The 20,496-nt window shown below is 41.4% G+C and carries 10 protein-coding genes; 8 read left to right on the top strand and 2 right to left on the bottom strand.

Going from position 1 to position 20,496, the window contains the following annotated elements; translation table 11 throughout:
- Positions 1 to 1,065: 1,065 nt before the first annotated feature.
- The 5 genes from AB6811_RS11005 to odhB all read left to right on the top strand — a co-directional run bounded on the left by AB6811_RS11005 (position 1,066) and on the right by odhB (position 9,552).
- Complete coding sequence (locus AB6811_RS11005; RefSeq protein WP_369490515.1) at positions 1,066 to 1,596, top strand: response regulator; 531 nt, start codon at positions 1,066 to 1,068, stop codon at positions 1,594 to 1,596.
- A 189-nt stretch (positions 1,597 to 1,785) separates the two neighbouring features.
- Positions 1,786 to 3,840, top strand: coding sequence for a molecular chaperone HtpG (gene htpG / locus AB6811_RS11000; protein ID WP_369490514.1), 2,055 nt, complete (start codon positions 1,786 to 1,788; stop codon positions 3,838 to 3,840).
- Between the two features lie 130 nt (positions 3,841 to 3,970).
- A complete protein-coding gene (locus AB6811_RS10995; RefSeq protein WP_369490513.1) occupies positions 3,971 to 5,377 on the top strand; it encodes a hypothetical protein in 1,407 nt (468 codons plus the stop codon).
- A gap of 85 nt (positions 5,378 to 5,462) precedes the next feature.
- Complete coding sequence (locus AB6811_RS10990) at positions 5,463 to 8,261, top strand: 2-oxoglutarate dehydrogenase E1 component (protein ID WP_369490512.1); 2,799 nt, start codon at positions 5,463 to 5,465, stop codon at positions 8,259 to 8,261.
- A 22-nt stretch (positions 8,262 to 8,283) separates the two neighbouring features.
- A complete protein-coding gene (odhB, locus tag AB6811_RS10985) occupies positions 8,284 to 9,552 on the top strand; it encodes a 2-oxoglutarate dehydrogenase complex dihydrolipoyllysine-residue succinyltransferase (protein WP_369490511.1) in 1,269 nt (422 codons plus the stop codon).
- A gap of 32 nt (positions 9,553 to 9,584) precedes the next feature.
- On the opposite strand, the gene AB6811_RS10980 is transcribed toward odhB, so the two are convergent.
- Positions 9,585 to 11,888, bottom strand: coding sequence for a cache domain-containing protein (locus AB6811_RS10980; protein WP_369490510.1), 2,304 nt, complete (start codon positions 11,886 to 11,888; stop codon positions 9,585 to 9,587).
- 128 nt (positions 11,889 to 12,016) lie between these two features.
- Between AB6811_RS10980 and AB6811_RS10975 the strand changes: the two genes are divergently transcribed.
- Both AB6811_RS10975 and ggt read left to right on the top strand, forming a co-directional pair.
- Entirely contained in the window at positions 12,017 to 14,929 is a 2,913-nt protein-coding gene (locus tag AB6811_RS10975; RefSeq protein WP_369490509.1) for a M16 family metallopeptidase, read from the top strand.
- A gap of 53 nt (positions 14,930 to 14,982) precedes the next feature.
- Complete coding sequence (gene ggt / locus AB6811_RS10970; RefSeq protein ID WP_369490508.1) at positions 14,983 to 16,677, top strand: gamma-glutamyltransferase; 1,695 nt, start codon at positions 14,983 to 14,985, stop codon at positions 16,675 to 16,677.
- Positions 16,678 to 16,721: 44 nt separating this feature from the next.
- On the opposite strand, the gene AB6811_RS10965 is transcribed toward ggt, so the two are convergent.
- Positions 16,722 to 17,906 (bottom strand): S8 family serine peptidase, encoded by a 1,185-nt coding sequence (locus AB6811_RS10965; protein ID WP_369490507.1) that lies wholly within the window; start codon positions 17,904 to 17,906, stop codon positions 16,722 to 16,724.
- Positions 17,907 to 18,089: 183 nt separating this feature from the next.
- Between AB6811_RS10965 and AB6811_RS10960 the strand changes: the two genes are divergently transcribed.
- Positions 18,090 to 20,483 carry a TonB-dependent receptor gene (locus AB6811_RS10960; protein WP_369490506.1) on the top strand — a complete coding sequence of 798 codons (2,394 nt, stop codon included), beginning with the start codon at positions 18,090 to 18,092 and terminating at the stop codon, positions 20,481 to 20,483.
- Positions 20,484 to 20,496 lie beyond the last annotated feature (13 nt).

The following is a 20,496-nucleotide window of genomic DNA, read 5'->3' as shown; positions in this document are numbered from 1 at the left end:
TTAGAAAAAGATTAAAGAATTTCATTCTTTCCCGTTTAATAAAACCTATGGATTTTCAATCCATAGTGGTTTAGTTACCTGGTTGTATTTGTTAATTCATGGCCATTTGGTTTAGCCGTTCACCTTTTACTATTCCTCTAACTTCCTCTAACTTCCTCTAACTTCTTCTAACTTCTTCTAACTCCATAATATTCTATCTATTCCGACTCATTCTGACTCATTCCGACTCATTCCCGCCTCAAATCTTGCGTTTCACGGCTCACGGCTCACGTTTAACGGACTCAAACTTCCTCTAACTTCCTCTAACTTCTTCTAACTTCTTCTAACTCCATAATATTCTATCTATTCCGACTCATTCTGACTCATTCCGATTCATTCCGCCTCAAATCTTGCGTTTCACGGCTCACGATTCACGTTTAACGGACTCAAACTTCCTCCAACTTCCTCCAACTTCCTCCAACTTCCTCTAACTTCCTCTAACTCCATCACATTCTGCTTATTCCGACTCATTCCGACTCATTCCCGCCTCAAATCTTGCGTTTCACGGCTCACGATTCACGTTTAACGGACTCAAACTTCCTCTGACTTCCTCTAACTTCTTCTAACTCCATAATATTCTATCTATTCCGACTCATTCTGACTCATTCCGATTCATTCCGCCTCAAATCTTGCGTTTCACGGCTCACGGCTCACGTTTAACGGACTCAAACTTCCTCTAACTTCCTCTAACTTCTTCTAACTCCATAATATTCTATCTATTCCGACTCATTCTGACTCATTCCGATTCATTCCGCCTCAAATCTTGCGTTTCACGGCTCACGATTCACGTTTAACGGACTCAAACTTCCTCAAACTTCCTCTAACTCCATCATATTCTGTCTATTCCAATTCATTCCTCAAAAATTAGCCCTGTTGGATTTGTTAATTCATGGCACTTCGGTTTAAAATTTTATACATTTGTATTACAATGTAGTTTAGCCTTTACTCATATTGAAATGAATAATACTTTTACCGCATCGATTTAGTATATATAACCAAAATAACTGTAGTCAACACATGGCAGGAATGGATACCCTTGATAAAATAAGAAGGAAAATAGCAATCTACATTGTTGATTACAGCATTGAGTGGTCCGATATACTTTTTAATGGTATTGAATGCTCAGAACCCTTTTATATCAAAAAATTCGCAAATGGCGAGGAGTTTATTAACTTTTTAAAAAACGAGAAGCTCAGCAGGCGCATAACTCATGTTGCCCTTATTGGCTATACATTTTACGATGAAAAGAATCAAACCCTGATGAATGGTATAGAGATTCTTGAATCGCTCAAAAAGATTAAACCCTTTGTAAATGCCATTATGCTTGCCAATGAGGATGAACAGGAGTATGGTGGTTACGTTAAAAAACTTGGTGCTGTGGCTGTTATCAATAAGGACGATAGCGCACTACTACGAATAAACAACCATATCGCATTGCTATTCAGCAAACAAGCCCTGGCACAAAGAAAAAAAGATTTTAAAATAGCGTTGTATATCTGGATTGGGACAATCATTATCACTGCGTCATATCTACTTATTGGTTACTATTTAATCTGACAAAATTGCATACGCTTGCCTAATTGACATTTTCTTGTCAACTCCTTTGCGCTTTGTCATTATATTGACTATCAGGTTGATACTTAAAAATTCATTTTGATATCTTTATCATCGCCTTTGTTGGCATTGGAATTGAAAGGTAGGGTACGTTATGTATCGATAATGTTGAACCTAAAATATTGATGTACAATGCAAACAGGAAAAATTGGCGTAACCACTGAGAACATTTTCCCAATAATAAAAAAGTTTTTGTATTCTGACCATGAGATATTTTTACGGGAGTTAATTTCCAACGCCGTTGATGCCACCCAAAAGCTAAAAACTTTAGCATCGGTTGGCGATTTTAAGGGAGAGCTTGGTGACCTTACCATCAGGGTGAAGGTTGATAGGAAAAAGGGAACACTTACAATTAGCGATAGCGGTGTGGGCATGACCGCCGATGAAATTGACCGCTATATCAATCAAATTGCTTTTTCCGGTGCCGAGGAGTTTTTGGAAAAGTATAAAGCTCAGGCTAACGGAATTATTGGCCATTTCGGGCTAGGTTTCTACTCATCGTTCATGGTTAGCGATAAGGTGGAGATTATTACCCGCTCATGGCAGGATGGTGCCAAACCCGTTCGCTGGAGTTGCGACGGAACACCTGAGTATAAAATTGAAGACGCTGACCGTGAAGCTCGCGGAACCGATATTGTTTTACATATAAGCGACGATTCAAAGGAATTCCTTGAAGATCATAGGATTGAGGAATTGCTTCGCAAGTATTGTCGGTTCCTGCCCATTCCCATAGCCTTTGGAACCGAAAAGGAATGGAAGGATGGCAAGGAGGTTGATACTGGGAAAGACAGAATAATTAACGAAACCAATCCGCTCTGGACTCGCAAACCTGCCGAGTTGAAGGATGAGGACTACCAAAAGTTTTACCGCGATTTATATCCCGCCCAGGAGGAGCCCCTTTTTTACATTCACCTGAATGTGGATTATCCTTTCAATCTAACTGGTATCCTTTACTTCCCAAGAATAAAAACTAACTTCGACATTCAAAAGAATAAAATTCAGCTATACTGCAATCAGGTATACGTAACCGATTCGGTTGAAGGTATTGTGCCTGAATTTTTGACATTGCTTCATGGCGTTATCGATTCGCCTGATATTCCATTGAACGTTTCGCGTAGCTACCTGCAAAGCGATTCGAATGTAAAGAAAATATCATCGCATATTACCAAAAAGGTTGCCGATAGGCTTCAGGAAATATTCAAGAATGACCGTGAACAGTTTGAGAAGAAATGGGACGACCTTAAGCTGTTCATCACATTTGGCATGATTACCGACGAAAAATTCTATGAACGTGCTGAGAAATTTGCCTTACTCAAGAATGTTGATGGTAAATATTTCACCTTTGAGGAGTATGAAAAGCTGGTAAAGGAAAACCAAACCGACAAGAACAAAACCCTTGTTTACCTGTATGCCAGCGACAAGGACGATCAGCACAGCTACATTCAGGAGGCAAAGGCTCGTGGTTACGATGTGCTGCTGATGGACGGACAACTTGATCCACATTTCATTAACACTTTGGAAACCAAGCTGAAGGATACCCGATTTGCCCGTGTCGATTCCGATGTGATTGACAAGCTCATTGTTAAGGAGGACCGAAAGGAGGTTAGCTTACCCGCCGACGAACAAGCCGATTTAAGGTTAGTTTTTGAGGGTGCGCTACCCGCTCAGGACCACTACTGGGTATCGTTTGAGGAACTTGGCGAGGGGGCAAATCCGGTGGTTATCACCCAGTCCGAGTTCATGCGCCGCATGAAGGATATGTCGGCCATGAGCCCAACTTCAAGTTTTTATGGTAGCATGCCCGATAGCCGTAACCTTGTGGTTAACGTATCGCACCCCCTGGTTAAATCCATTATTGAGGCTAAAAGCAAGCAACTTAGCGAAAGGCTCAACGAGGTTAACGAAAAGATAAAGCCTGTTAAGGCTAAGGTTGAGGAGCTGGAAAAAGCTCAGAAAGGTAAAAAGGACGAGGAGATACCCCAAGCCGATAAGGATGCCCTTGCCGATGCCGAAAAACAGCTCGATAAGCTGGAGGAGGAACGTAGCACAGTCCTAAAGGACTTTGGTAAAAATTACAAGCTGGTAAAGCAGCTTATCGATCTGGCATTACTGGCTAACAACATGCTTAGGGGGGAGGACTTAAGCCGGTTTGTTAAGCGGAGCATTGAGTTGATAAAAGGAGAATAGTAATCACATAAATTATTTGGTTTTGGCTCTACAATTCGTAGGGCCTTTTTTATTGATTCACAAAATGTGTTTACCACAAAAAGTTTGAACAAACTACCCTTTTTTTTGTAATTTTATACAAAACCATCACATGGAACGCGATATACTAACCACCAAGCGTAAGGCTTTAGCCATAAACCTTGATCCAACAATTTATGGTACGATTGCTGAAATTGGAGGTGGACAGGAGGTGGCACGTGCATTCTTCCAGGCAGGTGGGGCATCGGGTACTATTGCTAAAACCATCTCCGCATACGATAAGGTGTTTAGCGATTACCTGTATAGCGATGGCGATAGCGGACGGTACGTGTGCCTAAAACGCCTACAACAAATGCTTGATGCTGAGTACAAACAGCTAATTGATGTGCTTAACTCTGAAAGAAGTCCCGATAAACGTTTCTTTGTTTTTGCTAACACGGTTGAAACGCTTAACTTCCGAAAGGATAACCAGGGACATGGTTGGCTTGGTGTACGTTTTGAGCTTACCAAACAAGGCACGGCTAACGAGGTGGTTGTTCATGTTCGCCTGAATGAGAACGATGCTATTTTGCAGCAGTACACCTTAGGAACTCTTGGCGTAAACCTTATTTATGCCTGTTTTTACTACCATAAAAGCCCCACACTATTCCTACAGTCGCTTATGGATAATCTTTCAACAGATAGGGTTGAGATTACCATGGTTCGAATGAGTGGGCCTGATCTGGATTACGTGGACAATAGGCTCTTGGGAGTTCAACTGGTAAAGAATGGTATGACCCCTGCGATTTTTTTCGATCGGTATGGCAATGTTCAGGAGCCCGACGATATGCTGTATAAGAAGAACGCTTTGGTACTTAGGGGGCGTTTCAGACCAATTACCTACGTGGGCTTCGATATATTAAAGACTTCTTATGCTCATTTTAAGAAAAATGCATTGTTTAAACCCGATAACACCCTCCAGATCTGCGAAATCACACTTAATAATCTTCTTGAAGAAGGCGAGCTGAAAGAACGCGATTTCCTGGATCGGGTTGATTTGCTAAATGGGATGGGGCAAAACGTTTTAATATCAAACTTTAGGGAGTTTTATAGATTGGTTGATTACTTTGGAAGGTTTAAGCATAAAAACCTTAGAATAGTTATGGGTATACCAACTTTTATGAAGGTGCTTGATAAATCCTACTATGCAAATTTACCCGGAGGCTTACTTGAGGCTGTAGGCAAAATGTTTCCTGCCCGCACAAAGTTCTATATTTATCCTGCACTTGACCGAAACACTGGCAATATTAGGTACATCACCGATATTACAATACCCGATGATGTGATGCACATTTTCCATTACCTGAAGCAGAACGATTTGATTGTTAGCCTAACAGGCGTAAATGAGCAGTGGCTTAAAATAACCTCGGATGAGGTTTTAAGCCTCATTCAAAGCAACGATAAGCGATGGGAAAGCATGGTGCCCAAGTATGTGGTTAAAACTATAAAGCAGAAAAAACTGTTTGGTTACACCGGTTGACTTTGCACAAATCTTTTTACTCAAAATTGAGGCTTATTTTGAACTTTACTATCTGCTTAGTGTTGGTTATTGAAAATTTTTGAGTATGGAAAACATTCTTGGTAATATCGATCCTAAGACTATTGATGAACTTTACCTGAGGTGGAAGAGTAATCCAAATTCAGTAGATGAGGGCTGGCAAAAGTTCTTTTTAGGTTTCGACCTGGCTATTTCTGGCTCTTACAGCGCACAGGATTGTATTGCTGACTCAGAATTCAAGGTGATAAAGCTAATTGAAGCATACCGTATGCGGGGACACCTGTTCACAAAGACCAACCCGGTTCGGACTCGACGTAGTTACTCTCCAACCCTTGATATCGAAAACTTTGGATTAGGTTCAAAAGATTTAGACAACCGATTTAAAGCTGGTGAACTAATAGGTTTGCCTAACGCTACTCTTTCTGAAATCATTGAAAGGCTTAACAGGATATACTGCCGTAGTATTGGCGTTGAATACATGTACTTGCGGGAGCCAAAACTGGTTGATTGGATACAGAGTAGGGTAGAGGGAACCCTAAACCATACCCAGTTTAGCCCCGACCAACAGAAGCATATTCTTTACCACCTAACTGCAGCTGTAGGGTTTGAGCAGTTTATACATAGGAAGTTTGTTGGACAAAAGCGATTCTCGCTGGAAGGGCTTGAGGCACTTATACCTGCACTTGATACTACCATTGAACATGGTGCTGAGCATGGGGTAAAGGAATTTGTGATTGGAATGGCTCATAGAGGACGTTTAAACGTGATAACCAACATAATGCGTAAGCCCTACGAGGAAATTTTTGCCGAGTTTATTGGTGAGGCATACGACGATGAATCAACCCTTGGCGACGTTAAGTACCACTTAGGCTACAGCAATACCATTGAAACCGATAAGGGTAAAATGGTAAGGTTACACCTTGTTCCAAACCCTTCGCACCTTGAAACTGTTGGCCCGGTTGCCGAAGGTATTGCTCGTGCCCGAATTGACGATGCCTACCAGGGCGATGTTAATAGTTTGATTCCCATAATCATTCATGGCGATGCGGCTGTTGCTGCCCAGGGTGTGGTATACGAAACCATTCAGATGTCGCGGCTAAGTGGTTACTCCACTGGTGGAACTATACATATTGTGCTAAATAATCAGGTTGGCTTTACTACAAACTATATTGATGCCCGTAGCAGTACCTACTCAACCGATGTGGCAAAGGTAACCCTATCGCCCGTTTTCCACGTTAATGCCGATGACCCAGAGGCATTATTGCACGTAATACGTTTGGCTGTTGAGTTTCGTCAAACCTTTCACCGCGATGTTTTTATTGATTTGCTAGGCTACCGGAAGTATGGGCACAATGAGGGCGATGAGCCTCGCTTTACCCAGCCTGTACTTTACGATTTAATTGCAAAGCATCCCAATGTACGGGATATTTATACTTCCAAGTTGGTTGAAACTAAGGTGATATCGGTTGAGGATGCCGCTACCATCAGGAAGGATTACGATACCATGCTCGAGGAACGTTTTGTGTTAGCGCAGGCAAATCCAAAAATCAGGATAGGTAGGTTTATTCCTGAAAAATCAAGTGGTTATAGGTACTCATCCAGTAATGATTTCGAAAAATCGCCCCATACAGGTGTAAGCAAGGAAATGCTTAATATGGTCTCCAACGCTTTACTTGAGTTACCCAAAGGAATTGATTTTTTTAAAAAGTTAGTTAAGATAATTGATGAGCGACGACAGAACTATACCCAGCAAAAGGTTGATTGGGCAATGGCTGAACTTTTAGCTTACGGGACGCTTATAGCCGAGGGACATCCGGTGCGCTTAAGTGGGCAAGATTCTGAGAGGGGAACTTTTTCACATCGTCATTCAGTGTACTCAATTCAGGGAAGCGAGGAAAAGTATTACCCGCTTCAAAATATTCCAATTGCTAGGGCAAAGTTTTCAGTTTACAATAGTCTCCTCTCTGAGTATGGGGTTTTAGGTTTTGAGTATGGCTATTCTGTGGCTTTACCTAATGGGTTAACCATATGGGAGGCACAGTTCGGCGATTTTCATAATGTTGCTCAGGTTATTATTGATCAGTATATTAGTTCAGCCGAAGATAAGTGGGGGTTGCAATCGGGGCTTGTGCTTCTTTTACCCCATGGTTTTGAAGGGCAAGGGCCTGAGCATTCCAGCGCTCGAATAGAGCGGTTTCTTACCCTTTCTGCGCGCAACAACATGCAAATTGTAAATGCTACAACACCTGCCAACTTTTTCCACGTATTAAGGAGGCAGTTAAAGCGCGATTTCAGAACCCCATTGGTTGTATTCACACCCAAAAGTATACTTCGTCACCCTAAAAATATTTCAACCCTTCAGGAACTTGAGAGTGCCAATTTCCTAGAAGTGATTGACGACAGTAATGTTGACGAAAAAGCTGTATCGCGAGTTGTATTCTGCAGTGGAAAAATTTACTATGATCTACTGCAGCGTAAGGAAGAACTTGATGTAAATGATATTGCATTGGTTCGGATTGAGCAGCTATATCCTTTCCCATCTCGTCAAGTTGAAAAAATACTCGATAGATATCCAAACGCAAAGAAATGGCTCTGGGTTCAGGAAGAGCCACAAAATATGGGGGCATGGAACTTTGTAAAGGATAGGATAACTGGTGTACCCCTTGAGGTTATCTCAAGGGCGCCAAGCGGAAGTCCTGCTGTTGGTTTAAGTAAGATTCATAACCTGGAGCAAAAGGAGATAATCACTAAGGTATTTAGACCCTGCACCTGCGAGCTAAAGAACAAGTATTGCGGATTGCAGTGCGAGGAAGGGTCGCGTCGATTCGATAGGTTCAATCAGTACGAATATTTCGAAAGAAAGTAGTTAATTATAAAATATTGCATTTATGATCGTAGATGTAAGAATTCCTTCGCCCGGCGAGTCGATATCGGAGGTTGAACTCACGCGCTGGCTTGTATCCGATGGTGATATTGTTGAAAAAGATCAGGAAATAGCCGAAGTTGAATCGGAGAAAGCAACACTACCAATCATTGCTCCAGAAGCAGGAAAAATCGCCCTAGTTGTTTCAGTTGGCATGATAAAGGTCAATGAGGTTTGCTGCAGAATAGATACATCCTTTGCAGGGAAATCTCCCAAAGCCATGCCCACTGCCAACAGTGAGAGTCAACCAAAATTAGAAGTAGTTGAAAAGCCTGAAGTAACAGCCCAGGGAAAAGCAGATTTTCCGACACATGAAGATAAAATTGCTGATAAAGTAAAGGTTACCCCGCTGGCACGAGAACTCATGCATGAGTATAATATGAATATTGATGATGTTCTTAATGGTCTCAGGAGGATTACGGCTGGTGATGTACAAATGGTTAAGGATACATTAAATAACCTTGTAGTTACCTCTGACAAGCGCAATGAAGCACCAACCTTGAAACGTTCCGAGGAGCGCATTAAAATGTCGCAACTTAGGAAAAAGGTTAGCGAGCGCTTGGTAACCGCTAAAAATACCACGGCAATGCTTACAACCTTTAACGAGGTTGATATGAGCCGTGTGCAGGAGATTAGAGCAAAATACCAAAACGATTTTCAGCAAAAGTTTGGTGTTAAGTTAGGGTTGATGTCTTTCTTTGTGCGGGCTGCAGTTGAAGCGCTGAGGTTACACCCCATGACCAACTCTATGATTGATGGCGAAGATATAGTAACCCCAAGTTACATTGACATGGGGATTGCCGTTCAAACCCCTAAGGGGCTAATGGTTCCTGTGCTTCGTAATGCACAAACCATGAGTTTTGCTGAAATTGAAAAAGAAATACTCAGGCTTGCCACCAAGGCAAGGGAAGGGCGAATTACCCTCGATGAGCTTAATGGAGGAACATTTACCATTACCAATGGTGGTATTTTTGGGTCAATGCTTTCCACGCCCATTCTTAACTACCCACAATCGGCAATACTGGGCATGCATAACATTGTTGATAGGCCGGTAGCCGTAAACGGCAAAGTGGAAATTAGGCCTATTATGTATGTTGCCCTATCGTACGATCATCGTATTATTGATGGTAAGGATTCTGCTGCGTTCCTGATGGATATCAAGCGGATGATTGAGAACCCTGAAAAGCTGTTGATTGGTGGCGACGATCCAATTATGAAGCTAATAGGCTTATAAAAAAAAGCGGCCACAAAGGCCGCTTTTTTTTTCTACTTGAACTCACCATCCTCAAAGGCAAGTTTCATAATCTTGTAAACCCTTCCTTCGCTATCCTTTACAGGGATATAGGTTTCAAGGAAATGGTATGTTTTGCCTTTCCAGGTAATTGTCGATTTAACCTTTTTGCTAATACCGGCTTTAAGGTTATCCCAGAATGTTCCATACTCCTTCTTTTGTACATCGGAAAGCTCAAGGTTATCGCTATGGTGGCTACCAATTAGCTGTTCACGGGGAACCCCAACAAACTGGATAAAGGAATCGTTTACATTCAGAATATTGCCGTTAAGGTCGTACTCAATAACGTATGCAGAGCTTTGAATTGATTTGATAAACTCCTCAATTTCAGCCGATTTGCGTTCAACTTCCTCCTGGGTGGCCTGTAGTTCTTCCATATTCTGGCGCATTTCCTCTTCCTGAGCCTTCATCTCTTCGGCTTGCATTTGCGATTGCTCCAGTAACATCTTAGTACGTGCATTTATTTTAACCGAAAGGATGGTTGAGGCAATGCTTTCTGCAATCTTTTCAATAAATTCAATTTCGTGCTTTTCTAGCACCTTGAACGAGGCCATTTCAATCACGCCAAGAACTTCATCTTCATGTTTAAGGGGTACAAGAATCACGCATCGGGGATTTGCGTCGCCCAAACCTGATGTGATGTTAACGTAATCGTCAGGTACATCGGTCATGAAGATGGTTTCCTTTTCCATGGCGCAGGCGCCAACAAGCCCTTCGCCTTTCTCAATTTGTTTGGTTAAATACTTTTTCCTATCCCATGCAAAAGCTGAAACCAGCTCAAAGTATTGGTTGGTTTTGTCCTCATCGTTCCAAAGGAAAATTCCCCCCTGGTTAGCTCCTACATACTTTACCAATGCAGCAATTACGCTATCGCAAAGTTTTTGTAGGTCGTTGTTGTTTTGGCGGAGTATCTCACCAAATTTTGCGTAACCCTCATTTGCCCAGGAACGTTTTTGATCGTCAACCTTACGCTTCTCTTCATCTTCAGCTGCCTTTTTAAGGCTGTCGCGCATGTGTATTAACGATTTTCCAAGCACATCCTTATCGCTGAGTAGCTCTAGGTAGGTTGTATAGTTTCCTTTACCAATCTCGTTGGCAAAGGTTGTTTTATGACCAATACCATCAATTGTGGTGTTAAGCGCTAACGCCATCTCTTCAATTTCATCACCAGTATTGAGGTCAACCTTTAGCTCATCAGATACTTCGCCCCTGGCCATTCGTTTCAGGATATCGGTAATGCGCTTTATGGGTTTAGTTAGGTTGTCGGACACAAAAAGCAATACCAGCACCATTACAAGTAAGCCTGCAATGCTAACAAATAGCGAAACGTAAAGGGTTTTCTTGGCATTCGCCATTATTACATCAACAGGTACCGATAGGGCTAATGACCATGGAGTTTTTGTTTTGCCAGCAATTATTGGTGAATGGCAAATAAGTAGTTGTTTGCCTGTTTCGTCGGTTTTTGTGTAGTAGAATTCTTCGCCCTTGGCAATTCTTTCTGCAATCTTTTCTTTTTCGTTATCAGTTTTGAATGCTTCATCAATTTTTTTATTGATAAAGTCTTTGCTAGGATGTGCGGCAATTATTCCTTCGTTTGAAATTAGGTACGCAAAGCTTCCTTTTACCGGCTTAATTTTCGATACCATCTCCTGGAGACTTTCCAGGCTAACATCACTGGCCACTATCCCGCTGAATGCATTGTTGATGTAAATGGGGGAGTAGTAGGTAATCATCAGTTTAATATCGGCTTTTCCGGTAGTAACCTGGTCAACGTAAGGTTCCCAGATTGCTTCCTGCCCCAGCTTTTTGTATTTACCATAAATAGGAGGATCGCCATTTATGCTACGCTCATCGTATAGCCATTTTATCTCGTTCCCCTCACGCCAAGTGGTGATAACAAACCGTCCGTAATCCTTATCGTAACCCGGCACAAACGATTTGTACTCCCAGCTATCCCATATTGAGTAAATTTCAGGGTTTTCCCTTAAAACAGGGATGTACATGTCAAGAAAAAGCTTTTTCCACTGTTCATGTGGCATATTTTTATACACTGTAAAGGCCTGAGAAAGGGTTCTGACAAGCGATAACTCCTTTTCAAATATTGCTCCTACCTCTTTTGCCGATACTTTTGCGGTTAGTTGGGTTTTTTCAATGGCATCGCTATAAATATTTGCCCTCGACTGCCAAAGGATGTAACCTACGGAGGCAACGTAAAGAATTGCAGTTACCGTTAGGATGTAGAGTAAAATTTTCTGCCTTATCTTTAGCTTACGTTTCATGGGACTTAAATTTTTTTGATAAACATATATCTTTTTTGATAAAAATACAATTTCTAAGTTTAAAAACAGAGGTGTTAAACTTTGAATTTTTTTAATAGTCAAAATCAAAACCTAAATCAACAAAAGCTATGAAACAAATACTAAAAAAAATTCAGTTACTGCTCTTTGCAGTTACTGTTTTTACTGCTAACGCCCTTGCACAGCAGTATAAGTACGAAACTGTTCCAAACGACCCAATGGGTGTAAGAATTTATACCCTTGATAACGGGTTAAAGGTGTTAATGTCAGTAACCAAGGATGAGCCCCGCATCCAAACATTTGTTGCCGTTAGAGTGGGGAGTAAGAACGATCCCAAGGAAACCACAGGTTTAGCCCATTACTTTGAGCATATGATGTTCAAGGGAACTCCCGATTTTGGTACGCTCAACTGGGAAAAAGAGAAAGAGATGATCAATACCATTGAGCAATTGTTTGAGGTTTACCGTAACGAAACCGATTCGCTCAAGCGTGCTGCGATTTACCATAAAATTGATAGTATCTCCTTTGAGGCATCAAAGCTTGCCATTCCAAATGAGTACGACAAACTTATGAGTGCCATTGGCTCAACAGGGACAAATGCTGCAACATCAAACGACTACACCATTTACATTGAGAATATTCCAAGCAATCAGCTTGAAAATTGGGCAATGATTCAGGCTAACCGTTTCAGCCATCCGGTGCTCAGGCTTTTCCACACTGAACTTGAAACTGTTTACGAGGAAAAAAACATGTCGTTAACCAACGATGCCCGTAAAGCTGGTGAGGCACTGTTGCGTGGTCTATTCCCCAATCACCCCTATGGGCAGCAAACTACCCTTGGTGAGGCTGAACACCTCAAGAATCCCTCAATGAAAAATATACGTGAGTTCTTTGACAAGTATTATGTTCCCAATAACATGGCAGTTATCCTTGCCGGCGATTTTAACCCCGACGAGGCAATAAAGATAGTGGATAAGTACTTTGGAACCCTTAAGGCAAAACCCTTGCCTGAGTTTAGTATTGTTCCTGAGGAGCCAATTATTCAACCCAAGGAATATGAGGTTGTTGGCTTGGAGGCTGAGAACGTATCCATTGGATTCCGTTTTGCCGGCGCAACTTCGGCCGATGCCGATATGCTATCGCTTATTAACTCCATTCTTTATAACACTAAAGCGGGTCTTATCGATTTAAATATCAATAAAAAACAGCTTGCACTTAGGGCTTATGCATCAGCTAGAGTGATGACTGATTATTCAATCCTACAGCTTGGCGGACGAAATAAGAAGGGACAGTCACTGGACGAGGTAAAGGATCTGCTATTAAAACAGGTTGAGTTATTGAAAAAGGGAGAGTTTCCTGATTGGATGCTTGAGGCAGCAATCAACAACTATAAGCTGAACAGGATGAAAGCTCTTGAATCAGCATCGAGCCGTGCCCGGTTAATGATGAATGCTTTCCTTAATGGTATTGAATGGGAAAATGTGGTTAATAGCATTGAACGGTTACAAAAAATTAGCAAGGATGATGTTGTAAAATTTGCTAACGATTACCTGGGGGATAACTATGTTGTGGTTTATAAACGTCAGGGTAAACCCCAGGATGTGGCAAAGGTTGCTAAGCCTCCAATTACTCCAATTCATATTAATCGCGATGTTGAATCCGATTTTCTAAAGAAAGTAAAGGAAACTAAGGTAACACCAGTTGAGCCAGTGTTTATTGACTATAATAAGGATATTACCAAAATTAAGCTTAATAAAAATATCGAGGTCCTTTACAAGCAGAACACAGAGAATGGTACATTTAACCTGGTTTACTACTATCCGTTTGGTAGTTTAAGTAATCCGGCACTGACCCATGCAGCTGATTACATACAGCTACTGGGAACCTCAAAATTGAGTGCGGAGGAGGTTAGCCAGGAGTTTTATCGTTTGGCATGCACCTTCAACATTAATGTTAACGATGAAGATACTTACATTACTCTTTCTGGTTTAAGCGAAAATGCCGTCAAGGCCTTAAACCTAATGGAAGCAATACTTAACGATTGTCAACCCGACGAGTCAGCCCTAAAGGCCTATATTGCCAACCAGATAAAAGCCCGTAACGATGCTAAACGTAACCAATCGGCAGTATTTAGAGCATTGGTTAGCTACGCTACCTATGGAGATAGCAATCCCCAAAAATTTATACTGAGCGAGAAAGAACTTAGTGAGCTAAAAGCCAACGATCTAATTGGTATAATCAAGAGTTTCAGCTCATACCCCCATACAATTCTTTACTATGGTCCATTAGCCTCGAACGATTTAAAGGATATGCTTAGCAAGGAGCACCGTTTACCCAAAAAATTCATTCCAACACCGGAAAATAAAAGGTTTGAACCCCTTGAAACAACATCCGATAGAGTGCTTTTTGCCCACTACGATGCAAAGCAATCGTACCTACAAACTTTAAGCAGGGGTCAAAAGTACGACGATAACCTTTATCCCATTATTACTTTGTACAACGAGTATTTTGGTGGAGGCATGAATGCTATTGTTTTCCAAGAAATGCGCGAAAAGCGTGGCTTAGCCTACACGGCCCGCTCAAGATACACCATTCCCTCAAAACCTGACGATTACTTCATAAACATGAGTTACATTGCAACTCAAAACGATAAGGTAGTTGATGCCTTCAACGCATTTAACGAACTGTTCAACGCTATGCCGGAAAATACTATAGGCTTCAATCTTTCCAAGGAGGCTTTGATTTCCGATATCCGAAACAACCGGATAAGAAACATGCGAGTACTTTACAGCTACCTGAATGCCAAACGAATGGGTTGGAACGAAGATATTCGTAAGAAACTGTATTCACAAATACCTACTTATACCTTTGACGATGTTAAAAAATTCCAGGAACAATTCGTAAAAGGGAAACCAAAAACTTACATTATTTTAGGTAAAGAGGCCGACATGAATTTCCAGGAACTGGAAAAACTTTATGGGCCTGTAACTAAGGTAACATTGGAGCAAATATTCGGTTACTAATATTTAAAGGCCAATCGAAAAAAAACGGTTGGCCTTTTTTAAATCATTTTGATATGGGAAAAAAAATTCTTAGCTCAATTTTATTGCTCACGGGTATAACCTTAACCCTGTTTTCTCAGGATAGAATGACTGGGTTAAACTTTGCAACACGTTCCGAGGTTATAGCCCGTAATGGTATGGCTTGTACAAGCCAGCCCTTGGCAACACAGGTTGCCATTGATATTCTGAAGCAGGGGGGCACTGCTGTTGATGCTGCTATAGCAGCCAATGCTATGCTAGGATTGGTTGAACCTACTGGCAGTGGAATTGGTGGCGATTTATTTGCTATTGTATGGGATGCAAAAACAAAAAAACTTTATGGCCTTAATGCCAGTGGTCGTTCGCCAATGTCGCTAACCCTGGAATACTTTAAAAAGAATGGAATCACTCATATCCCAGCTTTAGGACCGCTACCGGTATCGGTTCCCGGCTGTGTGGATGGCTGGTTTGAGCTGCATAAGAGGTTTGGCCGGTTGCCTATGCAAAAAATTCTATCTCCTGCCATTTCATACGCCCGCGAGGGTTTTCCGGTTTCCGAACTTATTGCATACTACTGGCAGCGCAATGCCGTGCGCTTAAAACAATACGAGGGTTTTGCTGATGTTTTCATGCCCAACGGTAAAGCCCCTTCCAAAGGTGAAATATTTCGAAACCCCTACTTAGCCAATACCTACGAACTTATTGCCCAAAAAGGCCGCGATGAATTTTATAAAGGTTCAATTGCTCGTGCAATTGACGATTATATGAAACGTAACGGCGGCTTCCTAAGCTACAACGATTTGGCTATGCATAAGTCGGAGTGGGTTGAGCCTGTGTCATCGTCGTATAGGGGTTACGATGTGTGGGAATTACCTCCCAATGGCCAGGGTATAGCTACTCTAGAAATTCTAAACATACTGGAACAGTTCGATATAAAATCAATGGGGTTTGGCAGCGCAGAATACATGCATCTGTTCATTGAGGCTAAAAAACTTGCATTTGAGGATAGGGCTCGATACTATGCTGACCCTGATTTTGTTAAAATCCCTTATGAAATATTGATTTCAAAAGAGTATGCAAGGGAAAGGGTGAAACTAATCGATTTAAACCGTGCTGCCAGAACCTACGATGCGGGCATGTTGCAAACCGGCAATACAGTCTATTTGACTGTTGCCGATAGGGAGGGAAATATGGTTTCGCTCATTCAGAGTAATTACCGTGGAATGGGTTCCGGAATGACACCAACTGGCTTAGGTTTTGTATTACAGGATAGGGGAGAACTTTTCAGCCTGGAGGAGGGACACCCAAATGTTTATGCTCCCGGCAAAAGGCCGTTTCATACCATAATACCTGGCTTTATTACCAAGGATGGTAAACCATGGGTTAGTTTTGGCATAATGGGTGGTGGAATGCAACCCCAAGGGCATGCCCAGATTATTGTAAATTTAATAGACTTTGGAATGAATTTACAGGAAGCAGGAGACGCCCCTCGTATACAGCATGAGGGCAGTTCAGAGCCCACTGGCGAACGAATGACCGATGGAGGAACGGTTTACCTTGAATCCGGGTTTGATTACCAGGAAATTAGAAAATTATTGGCCAAGGGACACAGAATTGGGTTTAGCTTGGATGGTTACGGGGGATACCAGGCAATTATGTTCGATGAAAAAAATGGAGTTTATATTGGAGCCTCGGAATCCCGAAAGGATGGGCAGGCAGCAGGATATTAAAAATGAAAAAGGGCGCACAAGCGCCCTTTTTCATTTATCACAGTTTACCTGTGAATAATTGGATCAGGCTTTCCATCAGGATCGTTTAGAACGTAACCATCGGTTTTTGGAGCCCCTAGTAAAACAACCCCACAGGCATGAGGTGAGGCCATTGAAGTTCCACTCAATGTGGCATACTTACCGCTCTTATAGGTAGAGTAAATACTTACTCCAGGAGCACAGTAATCAACGGGAGGATTACCATAATTAGAAAACGATGCAAACTTGTCGGCACTGTCCATAGCAGAGATGGTATAAATATAAGTTCCATTAACCCTTGCAGGAGAACTATTATTAGCATCGGTGCTTTCGTTTCCAGCTGCTAAACAGAACTTAATTCCTTTATTTGAAGCTGCAAGAACGGCATCGTCAAGTGCTTGGTAAATTGGGCCACCTAGGCTCATGTTGGCAACATCGCCTGCAACACCAGCACTTGCTACATAGTTAACACCTGAAATTATGGTTGAGTATGCTCCGCTACCCCTGCGGTCAAGCACTTTTACTGCTACTACCGGTGCACCTGCTGCAACACCAATTACACCAATATCATTGTTTTTGGCACCAACTGTTCCGGCAACATGTGAGCCGTGTCCATTATCATCATCAGGACTTTTGGCAGTACGTACAAAGTTTTTGCTCTTAGCAACATTTACATTTAGGTCGGGGTGGTCAAGGTCTATTCCGGTATCAATTATCCATGCTACGTTTGTTCCGGTATAGTTAACGGCACCTCCAATCCGGGTTATTCCCCAGGGAAAAGTTTGAGCTTTAGCTGCATCGCTGGTTTCTTCAACCTTATAGTCAAGAACAATCCATCTATCGGGCTCAATGTAGGCAACCCTCTTATCGTTTAAAAGCATATTAACTTGCAGTTCGCTTAATTCAGCAGAAAAACCTGATATGGCTGCTCCATATACTTGATCAATTTGTTTTACAGGAATTCCAAAATCGCTAATAAACGATGTAACATACTTCTGTGCCTGAAGTTGACTCTCTTCAAAGGGTAGATTTATTGAAGCCTTAAATGTGTCTGGCTTAAATACTACTATAAATTTACCCGGAATAATATCGCCATTCTTGAAAACAATTACATCCTGATCAGTGGTAACACTGGGAGTAATTTCTTCCTTTTGACAGGAAACAACTCCAAGAATCAGTAATGTTAATGATAGAATAAAAATTTTTCTCATGGTTATTTGTTTTTGAGTTAACTTGCACAAGTTAATTTCATTACAAAACAAAGTCAACAATAATTTCTCCTTTTTAAAGAAATGTTAATAACTTTTTTAGGCTAATATAAATTACTATAAGTCAATCTTTTATTTGGTATGAATTTTGAAAATACAAAGCATTGTTTTCCAAATAATTTTTCAATGAAAAGTAGATATTTAATCGGCATATGTTTTTTTATTCTTGCTAGCCATATCAATGCTCAAGAGCTAACTCAAACTGTTCGTGGTGAAGTAACCGATAAAAATACAGGTTTAACACTGCCTGGTGCAACAGTGGTAATTCTCAATACCACACCGGTACTGGGTACCATTACCAATGAAATTGGGAGGTTCAGGTTTGACAATATCCCTATTGGAAGGCTTAGCCTTAAGGTTTCGTATATTGGATATGCCGATGCAGTTATATCCAACTTGAATTTAACCAGTGGAAAGGAACTAGTTGTAAATGTTCAGCTTGATGAGCTTGCCATTCCATTGGGTGAAGTGGTTGTGAAAGCCGATGCGCAAAAGGAAAAACCAGTAAACAGGTTTTCGCTGGTTAGTGCAAGGAGTTTTACAGTTGAGGAAACTGAGCGTTACGCCGGTAGCCGAGCCGATGTAGCTCGTATGGCTGCAAACTATGCTGGTGTTTTGGGCGTTGACGATTCCCGTAACGATATTATAATCAGGGGTAATAGCCCCATGGGGTTGCTTTGGCGGCTTGAGGGTGTTGATATTCCTAACCCTAACCATTGGGGAGCAACTGGAACCACAGGTGGGCCTGTTTGTATGCTTAACAGTAACCTTTTGGAAAACTCCGACTTTATTTCAGGGGCATTTTCGGCAGAGTATGGTAATGCCATTTCGGGTGCATTTGACTTGAAGATGCGTAGCGGAAACAACGAAAAGTATGAGTTTTTGGGTCAAATAGGCTTTAATGGTTTTGAGTTTGGAGCTGAGGGGCCGATTGCTAAAAGTAATGGTTCCTCGTTCATTGTTAATTACAGGTACTCAACCCTTGGTGTTTTTGATAAGCTAGGAATGGATCTGGGAACAGTGGGTGTGCCATACTACCAGGACATATCTTTTAAAATAAATTTCCCTCGAACTAAGCTTGGAAATATCTCCTTGTTTGGATTAGGCGGATTAAGCAATATTGAAATTTGGGATAGCCGTAGAGATACCCTTAAAGATAAAATCGATTTTTATGGTGGCGAAGGGTTTGACCTTACTAATGGTTCCAATATGGGTGTTGTGGGGTTAAACCATTCATATATGGTAAATCAGAGTACTTACACAAAACTTTCGGTTGCTGTTAGCGCTCACCAGTTTAAAACGGTAATGGACTCGCTTTCAACCGATTTATTACAAAAATTTCCATACTACCGCAATAACTTTATTGAGAGCACAATATCAGGAAACCTGTCATTTAATAAACGTTTCTCAACTAAAAGCCAAATAAAAATTGGGGTAATAGCCAAGCTGCTAGCATTTAACTATTATGATAGCGTTTTTAAAAAGAACGATAACGCATTCCGTATTCTAAGGAACGATGAGGGTGATGCGTTGTTAACACAGCCTTATATTAATTGGCAGTATCGCCCAACCAACACGCTTACGTTCAATACTGGTTTACAGGCCATGTACTTTTTCCTGAACAGGGAATGGTCTGTTGAGCCTCGCATTGCAATAAAGTGGGCAATATCGTCCAATAGTTCAATTAATCTAGGGTATGGGTTACATAGTCAGGTTGTGTCGTTACCCATTGTGCTGGGGCGTGTACGACTTATCGACGACTCTTATATTCAGCCAAACAAGGATTTGGGCTTTGTTCGTAGCCACCATTTTGTTGCGGGTTACGATTGGTTACTAGCCTCGCATACCCGGCTTAAAGCGGAGGTTTACTACCAGTATATTTTTGATGCTGCTGTAGATGCAGCTGAATCTAATTCTTACTCGCTGTTAAACCAGGGTGCAAGTTTTGTTCTGGAATTACCGGACTATGTTAAGAACGGTGGCAATGGACAAAACTATGGTGTTGAGTTAACATTGGAGCGTTTCCTAAACAAGGGCTACTATTACCTATTAACTGCATCACTTTTTAATTCCCAGTATCAGGGTAGCGATGGTATTACCCACAGCACTGCATTTAACCACCACTACATTACAAATGCTCTATTTGGTAAGGAGTTTAATCTGTCCAATAGCAAAAAGTCAAAGAAGACTTTTAGTTTTGATGCCAAGGTGTCATACAGTGGTGGAAAGCGAGCCACTCCTTGGTCAGCTGTTTACAACCCTACTGAGAACAGGTATTCCAGGGAATGGGATACAAGTAAAGCTTATGAATTACAGCTTCGCGATTATTTTAAAACTGACTTGACTATTAGGTACAAGTTGAACAAGTTAGGATTTACCCAGGAATGGGCAATTGAGGTTACAAATTTGTTTAACAATAAGAATATCTATGGCGATAGGTTTAATACTCGCACAGGCGAATCGCAGTGGGTCTACCAGCTTGGAATAATGGTTATACCCCAATACAGAATAACCTTTTAGTAGTTTGTTTGTT

The sequence above is a fragment of the Tenuifilum sp. 4138str genome, assembly GCF_041102575.1.
GTDB lineage: Bacteria > Bacteroidota > Bacteroidia > Bacteroidales > Tenuifilaceae > Tenuifilum > Tenuifilum osseticum.
This window is presented reverse-complemented; position numbering and strand designations above follow the sequence as displayed.

What these genes read in the sequence shown, in the direction of transcription:
- AB6811_RS10995 (WP_369490513.1), top strand. Translation starts at nt 3,971, where the DNA reads ATGGAACGCGATATACTAACCACCAAGCGTAAGGCTTTAGCCATAAAC.
- ggt (WP_369490508.1), top strand. Translation starts at nt 14,983, where the DNA reads ATGGGAAAAAAAATTCTTAGCTCAATTTTATTGCTCACGGGTATAACC.
- odhB (WP_369490511.1), top strand. Translation starts at nt 8,284, where the DNA reads ATGATCGTAGATGTAAGAATTCCTTCGCCCGGCGAGTCGATATCGGAG.
- AB6811_RS10990 (WP_369490512.1), top strand. Translation starts at nt 5,463, where the DNA reads ATGGAAAACATTCTTGGTAATATCGATCCTAAGACTATTGATGAACTT.
- AB6811_RS10965 (WP_369490507.1), bottom strand. Translation starts at nt 17,906, where the DNA reads ATGAGAAAAATTTTTATTCTATCATTAACATTACTGATTCTTGGAGTT.
- AB6811_RS10975 (WP_369490509.1), top strand. Translation starts at nt 12,017, where the DNA reads ATGAAACAAATACTAAAAAAAATTCAGTTACTGCTCTTTGCAGTTACT.
- AB6811_RS11005 (WP_369490515.1), top strand. Translation starts at nt 1,066, where the DNA reads ATGGATACCCTTGATAAAATAAGAAGGAAAATAGCAATCTACATTGTT.
- htpG (WP_369490514.1), top strand. Translation starts at nt 1,786, where the DNA reads ATGCAAACAGGAAAAATTGGCGTAACCACTGAGAACATTTTCCCAATA.
- AB6811_RS10980 (WP_369490510.1), bottom strand. Translation starts at nt 11,888, where the DNA reads ATGAAACGTAAGCTAAAGATAAGGCAGAAAATTTTACTCTACATCCTA.
- AB6811_RS10960 (WP_369490506.1), top strand. Translation starts at nt 18,090, where the DNA reads ATGAAAAGTAGATATTTAATCGGCATATGTTTTTTTATTCTTGCTAGC.